The sequence below is a fragment of the Streptomyces sp. NBC_00442 genome, from assembly GCF_036014195.1.
GTDB lineage: Bacteria > Actinomycetota > Actinomycetes > Streptomycetales > Streptomycetaceae > Streptomyces.
Genome location: NZ_CP107918.1, coordinates 3,157,096 through 3,173,826, shown reverse-complemented (window position 1 = coordinate 3,173,826; position 16,731 = coordinate 3,157,096). Strand labels below are relative to the sequence as shown.

Sequence of the window (16,731 nt, the reverse complement as noted above, 5' to 3'; positions counted from 1 at the left end):
TCCATGAGCAAGATCCTTCGTACGACCGGTGCGGTCCTCGGCACGCTGGCACTGGCCGGCACGCTCGCCGCGTGTGGCGGCGACAGCCTGGAGAAGAGCAAGGACAAGAGCAGTTCAAGCACGACCGGCGGTTCGAGCAGTACGGGCGGCGGCAAGAAGGGCTCGCTGGTGATCGGCGCGGCCGGCTTCACCGAGTCGGCGGTGCTCGCGGAGCTGTACGCGCAGGTCCTGTCCGACGCCGGGTACGCGACGTCGGTGACCACGGTCAAGAACCGGGAACTGTACGAACCCGCCCTGGAGAAGGGCGAGATCGACGTCGTTCCGGAATACGCGGCCACGCTCACCGAATTCCTCAATGCCAAGGTCAACGGCGACAAGGCGAAGGACAAGCCGCTCGCCTCCAGCGATGTCTCCGCCACACTCGGCGAACTGACCAAGCTCGCCGGGCCGCGCGGCCTGAAGGTGCTGCCGGCCGGCGGCGCCGTCGACCAGAACGCGTTCGCGGTGACCAAGGAATTCGCCGCCAAGAACAACCTCAAGTCCCTTTCGGACCTGGGCGCGTCGAAGACGAAGGTGAAGATCGCCGCGGGTGACGAGTGCAAGGTCCGGCCGTTCTGCGAGCCGGGCCTGACGTCCACGTACGGCATCGACGTCACCGGCATCGACCCCAAGGGCGTCGGCACCCCCGGCGCCAAGCAGGCCGTCAAGGACGGGGTGGACCAGCTGGTGCTGACCACCACGACCGACGCGACCCTGGACACCTACGGCCTGGTGCTGCTCCAGGACGACAAGAAGCTCCAGAACGCGGACAACGTGCTGCCGGTCGTCAATGCGAAGGACGCGGGCGCGCCGGAGATAGCCGACGCGCTCGGCAAGCTGACCAAGGCCCTGACGACCGATGATCTGGTCGGCCTCAACCGCAAGGTCGATGCCGAGCGGGCCAAGCCGGCCGATGTCGCGAAGCAGTATCTCCAGTCGAAGGGACTGATCAAGAAGTAGCCGAATTTGGCGATCGGAGTAACTACAGGGGAACAGATTGGCGGGCGAGGGTCCATATGAGGTCTACGCACGGTAAATTTCAGGCCATGCCACGTGGACGCCACCGTCATTCCCCTCCGCTGCACCGGCTCCTCCAGCCGTCGGCCGTCGCCGGCGTCTCGGTCATCTGCGCCGGTGGCGCCTGGCTCTTCGATCAACCCGCCGTGCTGCGGGCGTTGGCCGCCGCGGCCGCGGCGGCCTGCGTCACCGGCTCGGTGCTCATGCGTTCCTGGGACCGTGCCGCGGGCCGCCGCGTCGCCGAGCTGACCCGCTCGCGCGCGGCCGACCAGTGGCGCACCGAGGAGCGGATCGCCGAGCTGGAGACCGAGTTGGAGGAGTCGCGCGAGCTGCGCGGCCGCCTCGACGCCAAGCTGCGCGCCAAGCGCAAGGAGCTGGCCGGGCTGCGCGGCGAGCACGCGGCGCTGCTGCGGCGCTACGCCAACGCCGAGACCGAGCGGGCCAGCGCGCTCGAGGGCAGGCGCCGGCTCGCCCTTGAGGCGAGCGGGCCCAAGGCGCTCCTGCGGTCGGGCAGTACGCCGACGCCCGCGTCCTACCTCGCGGCGGCCCGCGCCCTCGAATGTCTCTCGCTCAGCGCCGAACGCCAGGCGAAGGCACGGGCCGAGGCCCAGTCCGGCGCGGACGCGTCGCGGGCCGGGGCCGGGGCCGGTGCCGGGGAGGCGGAGGAGCCGCAGGGGAAGCCCGCGGCGGTCCTCGGCAGCGGGGAGCACACCCGCCCGTCGGCCGCCCTCACCGCCACGCTCCGCCGGGCCGAACTCCCCGCGGCGCCCGCGCCGGTGGCGTCGGCCGTGGTCCCCTACCTCGCACGCCGCGCGGCACGCCCCGAAGGCAGCTTCGACTTCTTCGGCACGGGGGGCGCGCAGGACGTCCAGGACGTCCAGGAGGCCGAGGCTGCCCGGCAGTCGGCGGCCGCCGCGATCGAGGCCGTGCAGGACGAGGATCTCGCGGACGTCGTGGGCGAGGAGGTCCTGGCGAGCCGGGCGCAGCAGGGCCCGGAGAAGGTCGTCGGCGAGGTCATCGACCTGACCGCGCACGACGAGACAGAGCAGCTGGACCTGGCGGAACTGCGCACCGCGATCTCGTAGCCGTCACGGTCGGGGTTCTGCGTCCGGTACCGAGGCCGCCGCATCGGGGCGAGTGTCGGTACCGGCCGCAGAGTCCGGATGCGCGGAGCGACCGGCATCCGGGCGGGCTCCCTCCCCCCGAGCGGGCCCGCGGGACCATGGTGTTCGGGGGCCCGCCGACTTACCAGGGGGCACGGGAGCAGAGCACGGCCACGCGCCCGGTTCCGCGCGCGCCACGGCCGCCCCCACCGACCGCCCCCGCGACGGGCACGCTCCCCTCGCCCGAGGGGGTGCGGGGCGGCGCTACTTGTCGATGTCGCCCACGACGAAGAACAGCGACCCGAGGATCGCCACCATGTCGGCTACGAGTGTCCCCGGCAGCAGCACGGCGAGGGCCTGGATGTTGTTGAACGAGGCCGAGCGCAGCTTCAGCCGGTACGGCGTCTTCTCGCCCTTGCTGACGAGGTAGTAGCCGTTGATCCCGAGCGGGTTCTCGGTCCAGGCGTAGGTCTGTCCCTCGGGTGCCTTGAGGACCTTGGGAAGCCGCTGGTTGATCGGGCCGGGCGCGAGATCCGCCATCCTGTCGAGGCAGGCGTCGGCGAGGTCGAGCGCGTTGTGGGTCTGCTCCAGGAGGCACTCGAAGCGGGCGAGGCAGTCGCCCTCGGTGCGGGTGACGACCTTGAGGGTGTCCTGGAGGTCCCCGTACGCGAGGTACGGCTCGTCGCGGCGCAGGTCGAAGTCGACGCCGGAGGCGCGGGCGATCGGGCCGCTCACGCCGTACGCGTGGACGGCCTCGGCGGACAGCACGCCGACGTTCCTGGTGCGGCCGCGGAAGATCTCGTTGCCGAGGACGAGGCGGTCGTACACGTCCATGCGCGAACGCACCGAGGCGACGGCGTGCCGGACCCGGCCGAGCCAGCCGAGGGGCAGGTCCTCCTTCAGGCCGCCCACGCGGTTGAACATGTAGTGCATGCGGCCGCCGGAGACCTCCTCCATCACGGCCTGGAGTTCCTCGCGCTCGCGGAAGGCGTGGAAGACCGGGGTGATGCCGCCGAGCTCCAGCGGGTACGAGCCGAGGAACATCAGGTGGTTGAGGACGCGGTTCAGCTCGGCGAGCAGGGTGCGGGTCCATACGGCGCGCTCGGGGACCTCCATGCCGAGCATCCGCTCCACGGCCATGACGACGCCGAGCTCGTTCGAGAACGCGGAGAGCCAGTCGTGGCGGTTGGCCAGCATCACGATCTGGCGGTAGTCGCGGGCCTCGAAGAGCTTCTCGGCGCCGCGGTGCATGTATCCGATGACCGGCTCGGCCTGCTGGATGCGTTCGCCGTCGAGGACGAGTTTGAGGCGTAGCACTCCGTGGGTGGAGGGGTGCTGGGGGCCGATGTTGAGCACCATGTCGGTGCTTTCCGCTCCGCCGCCGATGCCGACCGTCGTCTCCGTCATGGTGGCCAGTATCCCCTGGGCCCCCGTGCCCCGGGGCCCAGCCCCCACGGGCCCCTGGTCGCGCAGTTCCCCGCGCCCCTTCACCCCGCTTTCGTCCGCGGGCCGTGGACGGCTGGTCGCGCAGTTCCTCGCGCCCCTAAACCGGCTTTCGGCTGCGGGCCGTGCTCGCTTCTCGCGCAGTTCCCCGCGCCCCTTAGCTGCTCGGTGCCGGGCGGCATGGGCATCCTCAGCCCGTCATGGGGGTCCCCCCTGGCCCTTGAGGCCTTGGGGGAGTTTGAGGACGAGCGCCCTTAAGGCGCGAACGGGGTCTGGGGCGGAGGCCCAGGGGGGACGGGCTGGGTCAGCCAGGTGAAGTGGCCCAGGCCGGGCCGGGAGGTGAGCTCGGCCGCCTCGCCCGCCGCCGCAAGCCCCCGCACGTACGCCGCCGGATCCGCCCCCGCGAGGGAAAGCGGGGGCCGCCGGCCCGAGACGCCGAGCCGCCCCAGCGCCTCCCGCTGGGACAGCAGCTCCGCCCCCGGCAGCGCACACGCGTCGAGCGCGACATGCGCCGTGATGTCGCACGACCCGTCCGGCACGGGCGCGACCTCCCGCCCGCCACGGAACCCGCTCAGCGTGCCGAACGGCGGCCGGTCCTCCCGCGTGTGCGCGTAGTCGACGGCCACCGCGAGCCCCGCGTCGAGCGCGCCCACCGCCGCGGCCCACGCCGCGTCCCGCGGCCACCCGATCTCGGCCCGCGTGCCCGGCTCGGTCAGCGGCCACCAGCGGGCCAGCCACGCGGCATCCGCGCCCGACACCGGCTCGCCCAGCACCTCCGTACCGTCGGGGCGTACGAGAACGAGCCGGGCCACGCCGTCCTCGTCCGCCTCGGCCACGTCCACCGGCACGTTGTCGAGCCATTCGTTGGCGAAGAGCAGGCCCCGTACGCCCGAGGGCACGTCGGCGCGCCAGTCGATCCGCTCGCTGAGCCCGGCGGGGCGGGCCGCGCGCTCGACGGCGTACGCACGGACGGGGAAGCCGGCGGGCAGGGCGGCCAGTACCCCGGTCAGCAGCTCCCCGCGCCCGGCGCCGACGTCGACGAGGTCGACGGGCCCGGGGCCGAGTCCGGCGGCGACCTGCGCGAGGAGGCGGGCGACGGCGCCCGCGAACAGCGGTGACGCGTGCACCGAGGTGCGGAAGTGTCCGGCGGGCCCCTCGGGCCGCAGATAGAACCCGCCGTCACCGTAGAGCGCCCGCTCGGTGGCCTCGCGCCATCCGGTGAACCCGGCGTCCAGGGCACGCTCCGGGCCGTTCCCGCCGGGGGAGGCACCGGGGGAGCCGCCGGAGGAGTGTCCCGGGGAGTCGCCGGGGGAGTACTGACACGTCTCATCCGTCACGGGGTCAAGTCTCCACCTTGCGGAGTACGCCGTCGGCGACAGGATCGCCCCGGCGGTTGACCCCTACACCTGTCCGGCTTCCCTACGCTGGGTTACGTGCAGCGCCTCTACGACTTCATCCGCAGACACCCGACCGGGGTCGACACCTTCTGGGCCGTCATCCTCTTCGGGTTCTCCTGCCTGCAGATCGTGGCGGCGGCGGACGACCCGAAGCAGGCGAGCTGGCCCGTCCACGTCGTGGTGGCGCTCGGAATGGCCACGGCCGTGGCCCTGCGCCGGCGCATCCCCGAGAAGACGCTGCTGCTGGTGATCGCGACGGGCCTGGTCCAGCTCGCGCTCGACGTGCAGCCGCAGGTCCAGGACTTCGCGATGCTGGTGGTCGTCTACACGGTGGCCTCGGCGGGCCGGAGCTGGGCCTCGCGGGTCGCGCTCATCGGCGGGCTGTGCGCGGCGCCGCTCGCCCATGTGCGCTGGATGCAGTCCGATCCCGGGGTGAACAGCGCGGCGGAGAAGGTGTTCTTCGTCGTCATCATGACCGTCCCCTTCGTGCTCGCCTGGGTGCTCGGCGACTCGATGCGCACCCGAAAGGCGTACTTCGCGCAGCTGGAGGAGCGCGCCTCGCGCCTGGAGCGGGAGCGGGAGGCGCAGGCCAAGGTGGCGGTCGCGGCCGAGCGGGCCCGGATCGCCCGCGAGCTCCACGACGTGGTCGCGCACAACGTCTCGGTGATGGTCGTGCAGGCCGACGGCGCGGCGTACGTGATGGACACCTCGCCGGACCAGGCGAGGACCGCACTGGAGACGATCTCGACGACCGGGCGTCAGGCGCTCGCCGAGATGCGCCGACTGCTCGGTGTGCTGCGCACCGGCGAGCACCAGGAGGCGGGGGAGTACGTGCCGCAGCCGGACGTCGAGCAGATCGAGGTCCTGGTCGAGACGGTCAGGAACGCGGGCCTCACCGTCGACTTCAAGATCGAGGGCACCGCGCGCCCGCTGCCCAGCGGCGTCGAGCTGACGGCGTACCGCATCGTGCAGGAAGCCCTCACCAACACCCGCAAGCACGGCGGTCCCGACGCGGGGGCGAGCGTGCGACTGGTGTACTTCGACGACGGGCTCGGCCTGCTCGTCGAGGACGACGGCCGGGGCGCCGCACACGAGATGTACGAGGACGGCGGCGCCGACGGCCGGGGCCACGGCCTGATCGGGATGCGCGAGCGGATCGGCATGGTCGGCGGCACCCTGGACGCGGGGCCCCGCCCCGGCGGTGGCTTCCGCATCAGCGCCCTGCTGCCGCTGAAGCCGGCCCATTGACGTTCCGTACGGGTTTCTGTACGGGTTGGTGTCCTGCGCGGACGGCGCCGGTACGGGTGAATGTCCGTACGGGGCCTTCCGCTTCCGTACCGCGCGATACGGCGCGATACGGCGTGACGGAGAGGGAACGATGACGATCCGCGTGATGCTCGTCGACGACCAGGTGCTGCTGCGCACCGGGTTCCGGATGGTGCTCGCCGCCCAGCCGGACATGGAGGTCGTCGCGGAGGCGGGCGACGGCGCGGAGGCGATCGGCATCCTGCGCGCGACCGCCGTCGACGTCGTCCTGATGGACGTACGCATGCCGCGCCTGGACGGGGTGGAGGCCACCCGGCGCATCTGCGAGGCGCCGAACCCGCCCAAGGTGCTGATCCTGACCACCTTCGACCTCGACGAGTACGCCTTCTCCGGCCTGAAGGCGGGCGCCAGCGGGTTCATGCTGAAGGACGTGCCGCCGGCCGAACTGCTCGCCGCGATCCGCTCGGTGCACAGCGGGGACGCGGTGGTCGCGCCGTCGACCACCCGGCGCCTGCTCGACCGGTTCGCGCCGCTGCTGCCCAGCGGGGGCAAGGAGCCCGAGCACAAGCACGTGGAGAAGCTGACCGAGCGGGAGCGCGAGGTCATGCTGCTGGTCGCCCAGGGTCTCTCCAACGGCGAGATCGCCGCGCGCCTGGTCCTGTCGGAGGCCACCGTCAAGACGCACGTGGGCCGCATCCTGACCAAGCTGGGGCTCCGCGACCGCGTCCAGGTCGTGGTCCTCGCGTACGAGACCGGGCTGGTGCGGGCGGGCGGCGGCGCGGCCTGAACCGCCCGGAGTCCGGCGCTCGCCGACGATAGTACGACGAGTGTCGTACTATGGGTCCGTTCGGAAGTCCTGTGCGGTCGATGGACGGGGAAGTGGCGTCATGCGTGCGATCAGGTTCGACGAGTTCGGCGGTCCCGAGGTGCTCCGGCTCGTGGAGGCGGAGGTTCCGCGGCCGGGGCCGGGCGAGGTGAGCATCGACGTCGCGTACACCGGCATCAACTTCGCCGATCTCAAGGCGCGTTCGGTGGGATACCGGGTCGCCGCGCTCCCGTTCGTGCCCGGTCTCGAACTCTCCGGCCGCGTCCGGGCCGTCGGCGACGGTGTGGAGGGGTTCGCGGCCGGCCAGGAGGTCGCCGCGATGACCGAGGGCGGCGCCTACGCGGACGTGGCCGTCGCCCCCGCCGCCACCGTCTTCCCGCTGCCGGCCGGCATGAGCCTGCGCACCGCCGCGACCCTGCCCACCGTGCTGCCCACCGCACACGCCCTGATCCACGAGGTGGGCCGGCTCCAGCCGGGCGAGAGCGTCCTGGTGCAGGGCGCCGCGGGCGGCGTCGGCACCGTCGCCGGGCAGCTCGCCAAGCTCGCCGGGGCCGGCGCGGTCTACGGGGTGGTCTCCGGCGAGGCCAAGGCGGCGTACGCCCGCGACCACGGATACGACGACGCCTTCCTGACCGGCGCCTTCGACGCGGACGTGCTGCGCGCCACCGGCGGCAGGGGCGTGGACCTGGTGCTCGACCCCGTCGGCGGCGAGACCCTGCGCCGCGGCCTCGCCTCGCTCGCCCTGTTCGGCCGGCTCGTCTCGTACGGCAACGCGAGCGGCGAGGACGCCTGGCAGGTCGGCCAGAGCGAGCTGTATCCGCGGGGGCGCACCGTCTCGGGCTTCTCCGTCCTGGGCCTCGCGGCCGACGACCCCGGGGCACTGCGCGCGATCGCGGACCGCGCGCTGGCCCTGGCCATCAGCGGGAAGGTCGAGCTTCCGGTCACCGCCGAGTTCGCCCTCGAAGAGGCCGCCTCCGCCCACCGGTTGATGGAGAGCCGCACCTCGACGGGCAAGCTGCTCCTGAAGGTGGCGTAGCGCTTCCCGCAGGAGCGGGAGGGGGCGCCGGCGCAGCACCCCGCGCTAACGCAGCCCCCCCCCGCGCTAACGCAGCACCCCCTCCAGGAAGTCGCTGCCCAGCCGGGCCACGACGGTCAGGTCCAGCTGGTGCAGTACGTACCGGCCGCGGCGCCGGGTGGTGATGACGCCGGCCTTCTTCAGGACGGCCAGGTGGCGGGAGACCTCCGGCGCGGTGATCCCGTGCGCCTCGGCGAGCTCGCTCGTGGTGTACGGGGAGCGGGCCAGATTGCGGCACAGGCGCATCCGCATCGGGTGGGCCAGCGCCTCCATGCGCAGCTTGAGCGTCTCCACCGAGGCGGGCGACGGCAGTTCGGGGCCGTGCACCGGGTAGTGGATCACCGGCCGCCAGCCCGGGGCGTGCAGCACCATCAGATGCGGCCAGCCGAACGAGGTGGGCACGAAGGTGAGCCCGGCGCCCGGTTCCGGGTCGGTCGCCAGGGTGTGGCCCTCGGTCAGCTTGTCGATGGTGATCCGGGTGCCGCCCGGGTCGACGCCGAGCGCGGCCGAGACAGACCCGATCGCCTCGTCGAGACCCTTGCGGCGCAGCAGCTCCGCCTTGTGCCGCGCGTCGGCGGCCAGCTGGACCCGCACCCGCTGCCAGGTGTCCGCGAAGAACGCCTGGTCGCAGTCCTCCAGGAGGCGCCGCACCCAGGCCCGTACGGAAGCGGGATCGTCCAACAGGGTTTTGGTGAACTCCACTTGACGTGGTCCGCGGGTCGCCGCCATGTCCAGCGCCCGGATCCGCATCGCCGGATCGTGCAGTGGCGACGGCGTCTTGACCCCGTACAGGCTGGAGCAGGTGAACTCCAGGGCGGCGGAGGTGAACCGCTCGTCGGTGAGGCGGTCGAGCAGGTCGAGGTCCTCGGCGAGCGTGGCGCCGGGGGTGCCGTCGTGGCCGGGTATGCCCGCGAACGGCATGAACACGTCGGAGAAGGTGTTGCGCCACAGGAACTCGGCCTCGTGCAACCGGTCCGCGAGGTCGGGCTTGAGGGCGGCGGCGGTCGCGGTCGCCCAGCCGTGCAGGCCGGGGTGGTGGCCCGGTTCGGAGAGCGCGTGCAGGGCCAGGCCCAGCTCGGCCAGCGGCGAGATCGCGAAGTCGATGCGGTCGGGCGCGAGGCCCGTGATGTCGATGGTCACGCTCATGGCCCCATGGTGCACCGGGCCACTGACAGGGCCGCCGCCGATTGACGTTCCCGGTCAATCGACGCGGTTCCTCCAAGGTTCCCAAGTGTTTCCGGGCCCCGTTTGACGCCGCTCGTCAATCGACGCGACGCGGGGGCCGGACGGGGTCACCGTGGAGACATGGACGCGATGCAGCAGCACATGATCGACACCTACCGCGCGGCCCGGCTCGGCCGGCCCGCGCCACCCCTGCCCGGCACCCACGACGTGGCGGTCCTGAGAGAACTGCGGGACTACCGCCGCTTCGAGGCAGTCCTCTCCGGCCGCCTCGCCACCGGCCGGCTGCGGGCCGCCCTGGCCCACCTGATCGCCCCCCGGCCCTCCCACCGCCACCCGCCGGCCTGCCACTGAACCCGCCCCGCGCGGCGGCCCCACCACAGCCGCCCGCCCGGGACGTCGGCCCCAGCGCAGCCGCCCGCCCCGGGGCGGTGGCGCTACGGCAGCCGCCGTACGAAGTCGGCCACCGCGGCCCGTACGTCGTCGGCGCTCCACTTCAGGCCCGGCCGGGCGACGGTGACCTCCGTGTACGCGAGCCCGGACGGGCCCGACGGGCTCGGGAACCAGCGGCGGAACAGGCACACCCCGCTCTCCTCGGCCTGCTGGAGCGCGGCCGCGTCGAGCACGTCGGCGTCGTACGGCAGCCACACCTGGAACTCGTGGGTGTGCGGCTCCTCGGGGCTGACCCGGAACCACGCCACGCCCGCCTCGGCGAAGCCCCGCGCGAGCGCCCGCGCCACGGTCTTGGCGTGCGCCACGTACGACGGCAGTTCGGGCAGCACCGTGTCCAGGCCGATCAGGCCCGCGAGGGCGGCCGGGAACTGCTGGAAGACCTGGCCGCCGTAGCGGTGGCGCCAGGTGCGGGCCTCGGCGATCAGCGATTCGGGGCCCGCGAGGACGGCGCCCGAAAGCCCGCCGAGCGACTTGTAGAACGACACGTACACGCTGTCCGCGAGACCCGCGATCTCCGACAGGGGACGGCCGAAGTGGGCGGAGGTCTCCCAGAGCCGCGCGCCGTCGAAGTGCACCACCGCGTCCCGTTCGCGGGCGGCGGCCACCACGTCGACCAGCTCGTCCCAGGTCGGCAGGACATAGCCCGCGTCGCGCAGCGGGAGCTCCAGCATCAGGGCGCCGAAGGGCTCGTCGAAGTCGCGTACCTCCGCCGCGTCCGGCAGCCTCGGTCCAGCCGTCAGATGGACCGTACGCAACCCGCTGACCTGGTGGAACGCTCCGCGCTCATGGACCTCGGGGTGGGCGAGCGGGTGCAGGGCGACGATGGGGCTGCCGGTACGGGCCGCCCAGCAGCGCAGCGCGACCTGCTGGGCCATCGTGCCGCTCGGGAAGAAGGCGGCGGACGGGAAGCCGAGCACCTCGGCGGTGCGGCGCTCCAGCTCGGCCACCACGCCGTCGCCGTAGACGTCGGTCGTCGCGTCCAGGTCGAAGGCCTCGCCCGCGTCCGCCAAGAGGGCCGCAAGGCGCTCACCGAGCGTACGGTCGACCGACTGGTCCGCCAGCTTGTGCTCGGCGCCGCGGAAGACGGCCATGCGGCGGCGCCGCGCCTCCTCCGCGTCCTGTCGCGGGGGCTGTTCCGCGGCCGCGTCCGCGCTGCCGGGGCCGGGTTCGCTCACGGGGCCGCTCTCGGTATCTGCCATGGCGTGATGATCGCCCACAGCCTGTGGACAACCCAAGGGGTTTCCGTGCCCGGGGCGTAGCATGACGGGGCCGTTTGAAATTGGTTTGGCGTCCGGTACCCCTCGCGGACTGGAACGGAAGGCCCCACCGCGTGAACGCACCATCAGAGCACCGCCACGAGAACAGCCCGGCGGACCGCCCCGCCCGCCTCGCCGTGGGCGTCGTCGGCGCGGGCCGGGTCGGGCCCGCGCTCGCCGCCGCGCTCCAGCTCGCCGGGCACCGCCCCGTCGCGGTCTCCGGCGTCTCCGACGCGTCCGTGCGCCGGGCCGCCGCCCTTCTGCCGGACGTGCCCCTGGTCCCGCCGGCCGAGGTCTTCGAGCGCGCCGACCTCGTCCTGCTCACCGTCCCCGACGACGCCCTGCCCGGCCTGGTCGAGGGCTTGGCGGAGACCGGCGCGATCCGGCCGGGCCAGCTCCTCGTGCACACCTCGGGGCGTTACGGCACGGCCGTCCTCGACCCCGCGCGGCGGGCCGGCGCGCTGCCGCTCGCCCTGCACCCGGCGATGACGTTCACCGGCACGGCCGTCGACGTGCAGCGCCTCGCGGGCTGCTCGTTCGGCGTGACCGCGCCCGAGGAGCTGCGCCTGGCCGCGGAGGCCCTGGTCATCGAGATGGGCGGCGAGCCCGAGTGGATCGAGGAGGCGGCCCGCCCGCTCTACCACGCGGCCCTCGCGCTCGGCGCGAACCACCTGGTCACGCTGGTCGCCCAGTCGATGGAGCTGCTGAGCCAGGCCGGTGTCGCCGCGCCCGACCGCATGCTCGGCCCGCTGCTCGGCGCGGCCCTCGACAACGCACTGCGCTCGGGCGACGCCGCCCTGACCGGCCCGGTGGCGCGCGGCGACGCCGGCACGGTCGCCGCCCACGTCGCCGAGCTGCGCAAGCACGCGCCGGGCACGGTCGCCGGATATCTCGCGATGGCCCGTACGACCGCCGACCGTGCGCTCGCCCACGGCCTGCTCAAGCCGGAGCTCGCCCAGGACCTGCTCGGGGTGCTCGCCGAAGGAGAGTCCCGATGAAGCCCCAGGCCCAGCAGGCCCAGCAGGCCCAGGAGGCCCAGGCGCCCCCGCAGGCCCAGGCGGCCCCGCAGGAGCGGACCGGCGAGCAGGCCCGGACGGCCCCGCCCGCCCTGGTGCGTACGGCCGCGGAGCTCGCGGCGCTCACCAGGACCGGCCGCCGCGCCGTCGTGATGACCATGGGCGCCCTGCACGAGGGCCACGCCACCTTGATCCGTACCGCACGGCGGCTCGCGGGCCCCGAGGGGCAGGTCGTGGTCACCGTCTTCGTCAACCCGCTCCAGTTCGGCGCGGGCGAGGACCTCGACCGCTACCCGCGCACCCTCGACGCGGACCGTGCGATCGCCGAACGGGAGGGCGCCGACGCGGTGTTCGCGCCCGCCACCGACGAGGTGTACCCCGGCGGCGAGCCCCAGGTGCGCGTCACCGCGGGCCCCATGGGCGAGCTCCTCGAAGGCGCCACGCGGCCCGGCCACTTCGACGGCATGCTGACCGTCGTCGCCAAGCTCCTCCACCTGACCGCGCCCGACGTCGCCCTGTACGGCCAGAAGGACGCCCAGCAACTGGCCCTGATCCGGCGCATGGTGCGCGATCTGAACTTCCCCGTGGAGATCGTCGGCGTACCGACGGTGCGCGAGGACGACGGGCTCGCCCTGTCCAGCCGCAACCGCTACCTCGCGCCGGCCGAGCGGACCGCGGCCCTCGCGCTCTCCCGCGCCCTGTTCGCGGCCCGCGACCGGCTCGCCGCCGAGCACGCGCTGCACGCGCGCGCCGCGGCGGGCGGCGCGGTCTCCGGCCGGGCCGGTGCCCTCACCGCGATCGGCGAGGCCCGCGCCGCGGCCGACGCGCACGCGGTCGCCGCGGCCGCGCCGTCCCCCGCGTCGGTCAGGGCCGTGGCCCAGGGCCTGCTCGACGAGGCGGCCAAGGCTCACCCCCCGGTCGTCGCCGACTACGTGGCCCTTGTCGACCCGGCGACCTTCCGCGAGGCACCCGAGGGGTTCGGCGGTGAGGCGATCCTCGCGGTCGCCGCCCGCGTCGGCACCACGCGCCTCATCGACAACATCCCGCTCACGTTCGGAGCACCGGAATGACAAGCACCGGCACGGCAGGCACCGCGGTGCCCGACACCGGCATACGCCTGGACGCCCCCGCCGCGGGCTGGGCCATCGACGCGGACGTCGTGGTCGTCGGCTCCGGCGTCGCCGGCCTGACCGCGGCGCTGCGCTGCACCGCGGCAGGCCTCGCCACCGTCGTCGTCACCAAGGCCCGCCTGGACGACGGCTCCACGCGCTGGGCGCAGGGCGGCATCGCGGCCGCGCTCGGCGAGGGCGACACCCCCGAGCAGCACCTGGACGACACCCTGGTGGCGGGCGCAGGACTGTGCGACGAGGACGCGGTACGCCTCCTGGTCACCGAAGGCCCCGGCGCCGTACGGCGGTTGATCGGCACCGGCGCCCACTTCGACACCGACGAGACGGGCACGATCTCGCTGACCCGCGAGGGCGGCCACCACCGCCGGCGCATCGCGCACGCGGGCGGCGACGCGACGGGAGCGGAGATCTCCCGCGCGCTCGTCGAGGCGGTCCGCACCCAGGCGGTGCGCACCATCGAGAACGCGCTCGTCCTCGACCTCCTCAAGGACGCGGACGGCCGCACCGCCGGCATCACCCTGCACGTCATGGGCGAGGGCCAGCACGACGGCGTCGGTGCGGTCCGCGCTCCCGCGGTGGTGCTCGCCACCGGCGGTATGGGCCAGGTGTTCTCGGCGACCACCAACCCGTCGGTGGCCACCGGCGACGGCGTGGCCCTCGCGCTGCGCGCGGGTGCGGAGATCTCCGACCTCGAATTCGTCCAGTTCCACCCCACGGTGCTCTTCCTCGGCGCCGACTCCGAGGGCCAGCAGCCGCTGGTCTCCGAGGCGGTACGCGGCGAGGGCGCCCACCTCGTGGACGCGGCCGGCACCCGCTTCATGGTCGGGCAGCACGAGCTGGCCGAGCTCGCGCCGCGCGACATCGTCGCCAAGGCCATCACCCGCCAGATGCAGGCCCAGGGCGCCGACAACATGTACCTGGACGCCCGGCACTTCGGCGCCGAGATGTGGGAGCAGCGCTTCCCGACGGTCCTGGCCGCCTGCCGCTCGCACGGCATCGACCCGGTGACCGAACCGATCCCGATCGCCCCGGCCGCACACCACGCCTCCGGCGGCATCCGCACCGACCTGCGCGGCCGCACCACGGTGCCCGGCCTGTACGCGTGCGGCGAGGTCGCCTGCACCGGCGTGCACGGAGCCAACCGGCTCGCCTCCAACTCCCTGCTCGAAGGCCTGGTCTTCGCGGAGAACATCGCGGCGGACATCGTGGAGGCCGGCAGCGGGGGTGCCCCAACTCCCGTACGGAGTGCGGCGGTCGACCCGGCGGTCGGCCGGGACGCCCCGCCCGGCGGTCCCGTGCCGCTGCTCGATCCGGCCGCCCGCATCCACATCCAGCGGATCATGACCAACGGCGCCGGGGTGCTGCGCTCCGACGCGAGCCTCGCCGAGGCCGCCGAACGCCTCGAAGCGATCCGCGCCGACGACCGCAAGGCGGCCGTGCCCGGCGTCGAGGCCTGGGAGACCACCAACCTGCTTCTCGTCGCCCGGGTCCTGGTCGCCGCGGCGGCCGCCCGCCCCGAGACCCGCGGCTGCCACTGGCGCGAGGACCGGCCCGACCGCGACGACGCGGCCTGGCAGCGCCACCTCGTCGTCCGCCTCACCCCCGAGCGGTCCCTGGACATCCGTCCCACCGGCACCGCCACCTTCCCCCCGACCGTCGCCGCCACCCCCCTGGAGCCGTCACCGTGAGCACGCCCGAGGAACTCCGTCCCCAGCCGGTGGACGTCCCCCTGATCCAGATCGGTGCGCCCGTCCAGGGCGGCGGCTGCGGCGACGACTGCGGCTGCGGCGGCGGTGACGAGGTGTACGAGTGCGGGCTCGACCCCGCGCTCGCCGCGCTGCTCGCCGAGTCGGGTCTCGACCCCGTCCAGGTCGAGGACATCGCGCACCTCGCCATCGAGGAGGACCTGGACGGCGGCGTCGACGTGACGTCGGCCGCGACCGTCCCCCAGGACGCCGTCGCCACCGGCGACTTCACCGCCCGCGAGGCCGGCACGGTCGCGGGCCTGCGGGTCGCCGAGGCGATCCTGTCCATCGTGTGCACCGAGGAGTTCGAGGTCGAGCGGCACGTCGCCGACGGCGACCGCGTCGAGGCCGGCCAGAAGCTGCTCAGCGTCACCACCCGCACCCGCGACCTGCTGACCGGCGAGCGCAGCGCGCTGAACCTGCTGTGCCGCCTGTCCGGCATCGCGACCGCGACCCGCGCCTGGGCCGACGCCCTCGAAGGCACCGGCGCCAAGGTCCGCGACACCCGCAAGACCACGCCGGGCCTGCGCGCCCTGGAGAAGTACGCGGTGCGCTGCGGCGGCGGCGTCAACCACCGCATGTCCCTGTCGGACGCGGCGCTGGTCAAGGACAACCACGTGGTCGCGGCCGGCGGCGTGGCCGAGGCGTTCAAGGCCGTACGCGACCGCTTCCCCGACCTCGCCATCGAGGTCGAGGTCGACACCCTGGCCCAGGTCACCGAAGTCCTCGACGCCGGGGCCGACTTGATCCTGCTCGACAACTTCACCCCCGCCGAGACGGCCGAGGCGGTCGCCCTGGTCGCGGGCCGCGCGATGCTCGAATCCTCGGGCCGCCTGACCCTGGCCAACGCCCGCGCGTACGCGGCGACGGGCGTCGACTACCTGGCGGTGGGCGCCCTCACCCACTCCTCGCCGATCCTCGACATCGGCCTGGACCTGCGCGCGGCCGGAGAGGGCCGCATCTGATGCTGCTCACCATCGACGTCGGCAACACCCACACCGTCCTCGGCCTGTTCGACGGCGAGGAGGTCGTCGAGCACTGGCGGATCTCCACCGACGCCCGCCGCACCGCGGACGAACTGGCCGTCCTGCTCAACGGCCTGATGGGAACCCACCCGATGCTCGGCGCGGAGCTCGGCGACGGCATCGAGGGCATCGCGATCTGCGCGACCGTGCCCTCCGTCCTGCACGAGCTGCGCGAGGTGACCCGCCGCTACTACGGCGACGTCCCGGCGATCCTGGTGGAGCCCGGCGTCAAGACGGGCGTGCCGGTCCTGACCGACAACCCGAAGGAGGTCGGCGCCGACCGCATCGTCAACTCGGTCGCCGCCGTCGAGCTGTACGGCGGCCCGGCGATCGTCGTCGACTTCGGCACGGGCACGACGTTCGACGCGGTCACCGCGCGCGGCGAGTACACCGGCGGGGTGATCGCCCCCGGCATCGAGATCTCGGTCGACGCGCTCGGCATCAGGGGCGCCCAGCTCCGCAAGATCGAGGTGGCCCGCCCCCGTGCGGTGATCGGCAAGAACACCGTCGAGGCCATGCAGTCCGGCATCGTGTACGGGTTCGCCGGGCAGGTCGACGGCGTGGTGCGGCGCATGAAGCGCGAGCTGGTCGGCCCGGACGGCGACCCCGACGACGTCACGGTCATCGCCACCGGCGGCCTCGCGCCGATGGTGCTCGGTGAGGCCGAGGAGATCGACGAGCACGAGCCGTGGCTGACCCTGATCGGCCTTCGCCTCGTGTACGAACGCAACGTGGCGCGGTCCTGAGGGCCGCCGGGT

Annotated in this window: 15 protein-coding genes; 11 read left to right on the top strand and 4 right to left on the bottom strand. The window is 73.7% G+C overall.

The features are described from left to right. Positions 1 to 3 precede the first annotated feature (3 nt). Both OG432_RS14285 and OG432_RS14280 read left to right on the top strand, forming a co-directional pair. Positions 4 to 999: an ABC transporter substrate-binding protein gene (locus OG432_RS14285; protein ID WP_328311317.1), complete on the top strand. Its 996-nt coding sequence runs from the start codon at positions 4 to 6 to the stop codon at positions 997 to 999. Between the two features lie 86 nt (positions 1,000 to 1,085). Then, positions 1,086 to 2,141, top strand: coding sequence for a hypothetical protein (locus tag OG432_RS14280; RefSeq protein WP_328311316.1), 1,056 nt, complete (start codon positions 1,086 to 1,088; stop codon positions 2,139 to 2,141). Positions 2,142 to 2,423: 282 nt separating this feature from the next. Here OG432_RS14280 and OG432_RS14275 read toward each other — a convergent pair whose 3' ends face one another. Together OG432_RS14275 and OG432_RS14270 are read right to left on the bottom strand one after the other, a co-directional pair. Next, positions 2,424 to 3,566: an NADH-quinone oxidoreductase subunit D gene (locus OG432_RS14275; RefSeq protein ID WP_328311315.1), complete on the bottom strand. Its 1,143-nt coding sequence runs from the start codon at positions 3,564 to 3,566 to the stop codon at positions 2,424 to 2,426. Positions 3,567 to 3,856: 290 nt separating this feature from the next. Continuing rightward, on the bottom strand, positions 3,857 to 4,837 hold the full coding sequence (locus OG432_RS14270; RefSeq protein ID WP_328315104.1) for an SAM-dependent methyltransferase: 981 nt from the start codon (positions 4,835 to 4,837) through the stop codon (positions 3,857 to 3,859). Positions 4,838 to 5,035: 198 nt separating this feature from the next. Between OG432_RS14270 and OG432_RS14265 the strand changes: the two genes are divergently transcribed. The 3 genes from OG432_RS14265 to OG432_RS14255 all read left to right on the top strand — a co-directional run bounded on the left by OG432_RS14265 (position 5,036) and on the right by OG432_RS14255 (position 8,127). Next, positions 5,036 to 6,247 carry a sensor histidine kinase gene (locus OG432_RS14265; protein ID WP_328311314.1) on the top strand — a complete coding sequence of 404 codons (1,212 nt, stop codon included), beginning with the start codon at positions 5,036 to 5,038 and terminating at the stop codon, positions 6,245 to 6,247. A 130-nt stretch (positions 6,248 to 6,377) separates the two neighbouring features. Further along, positions 6,378 to 7,052, top strand: a complete 675-nt coding sequence (locus tag OG432_RS14260) for a response regulator transcription factor (RefSeq protein ID WP_328311313.1) — start codon at positions 6,378 to 6,380, stop codon at positions 7,050 to 7,052. A 100-nt stretch (positions 7,053 to 7,152) separates the two neighbouring features. Beyond that, on the top strand, positions 7,153 to 8,127 hold the full coding sequence (locus OG432_RS14255) for a quinone oxidoreductase family protein (RefSeq protein WP_328311312.1): 975 nt from the start codon (positions 7,153 to 7,155) through the stop codon (positions 8,125 to 8,127). A 66-nt stretch (positions 8,128 to 8,193) separates the two neighbouring features. Here OG432_RS14255 and OG432_RS14250 read toward each other — a convergent pair whose 3' ends face one another. Then, positions 8,194 to 9,306 (bottom strand): DUF5937 family protein, encoded by a 1,113-nt coding sequence (locus OG432_RS14250; RefSeq protein WP_328315103.1) that lies wholly within the window; start codon positions 9,304 to 9,306, stop codon positions 8,194 to 8,196. 165 nt (positions 9,307 to 9,471) lie between these two features. On the opposite strand from OG432_RS14250, the gene OG432_RS14245 reads away from it, so the two are divergent. Beyond that, positions 9,472 to 9,702, top strand: coding sequence for a hypothetical protein (locus tag OG432_RS14245; RefSeq protein ID WP_328311311.1), 231 nt, complete (start codon positions 9,472 to 9,474; stop codon positions 9,700 to 9,702). 83 nt (positions 9,703 to 9,785) lie between these two features. Here OG432_RS14245 and OG432_RS14240 read toward each other — a convergent pair whose 3' ends face one another. Next, a complete protein-coding gene (locus tag OG432_RS14240) occupies positions 9,786 to 11,000 on the bottom strand; it encodes a threonine aldolase family protein (protein ID WP_443058386.1) in 1,215 nt (404 codons plus the stop codon). Positions 11,001 to 11,131: 131 nt separating this feature from the next. Between OG432_RS14240 and OG432_RS14235 the strand changes: the two genes are divergently transcribed. The 5 genes from OG432_RS14235 to OG432_RS14215 are packed head-to-tail and all read left to right on the top strand — an operon-like array spanning position 11,132 to position 16,719. Beyond that, positions 11,132 to 12,055 (top strand): Rossmann-like and DUF2520 domain-containing protein, encoded by a 924-nt coding sequence (locus OG432_RS14235; protein ID WP_328311310.1) that lies wholly within the window; start codon positions 11,132 to 11,134, stop codon positions 12,053 to 12,055. Continuing rightward, a complete protein-coding gene (gene panC / locus OG432_RS14230) occupies positions 12,052 to 13,143 on the top strand; it encodes a pantoate--beta-alanine ligase (protein ID WP_328311309.1) in 1,092 nt (363 codons plus the stop codon). The genes OG432_RS14235 and panC overlap by 4 nt, the downstream gene beginning before the upstream one ends. Continuing rightward, positions 13,140 to 14,891 (top strand): L-aspartate oxidase, encoded by a 1,752-nt coding sequence (locus OG432_RS14225; protein WP_328311308.1) that lies wholly within the window; start codon positions 13,140 to 13,142, stop codon positions 14,889 to 14,891. Before panC ends, OG432_RS14225 begins: the two co-directional genes overlap by 4 nt. Continuing rightward, entirely contained in the window at positions 14,888 to 15,913 is a 1,026-nt protein-coding gene (nadC, locus tag OG432_RS14220) for a carboxylating nicotinate-nucleotide diphosphorylase (protein ID WP_328311307.1), read from the top strand. The genes OG432_RS14225 and nadC overlap by 4 nt, the downstream gene beginning before the upstream one ends. Beyond that, positions 15,913 to 16,719, top strand: coding sequence for a type III pantothenate kinase (locus OG432_RS14215; RefSeq protein WP_328311306.1), 807 nt, complete (start codon positions 15,913 to 15,915; stop codon positions 16,717 to 16,719). The genes nadC and OG432_RS14215 overlap by 1 nt, the downstream gene beginning before the upstream one ends. Positions 16,720 to 16,731: the final 12 nt, after the last annotated feature.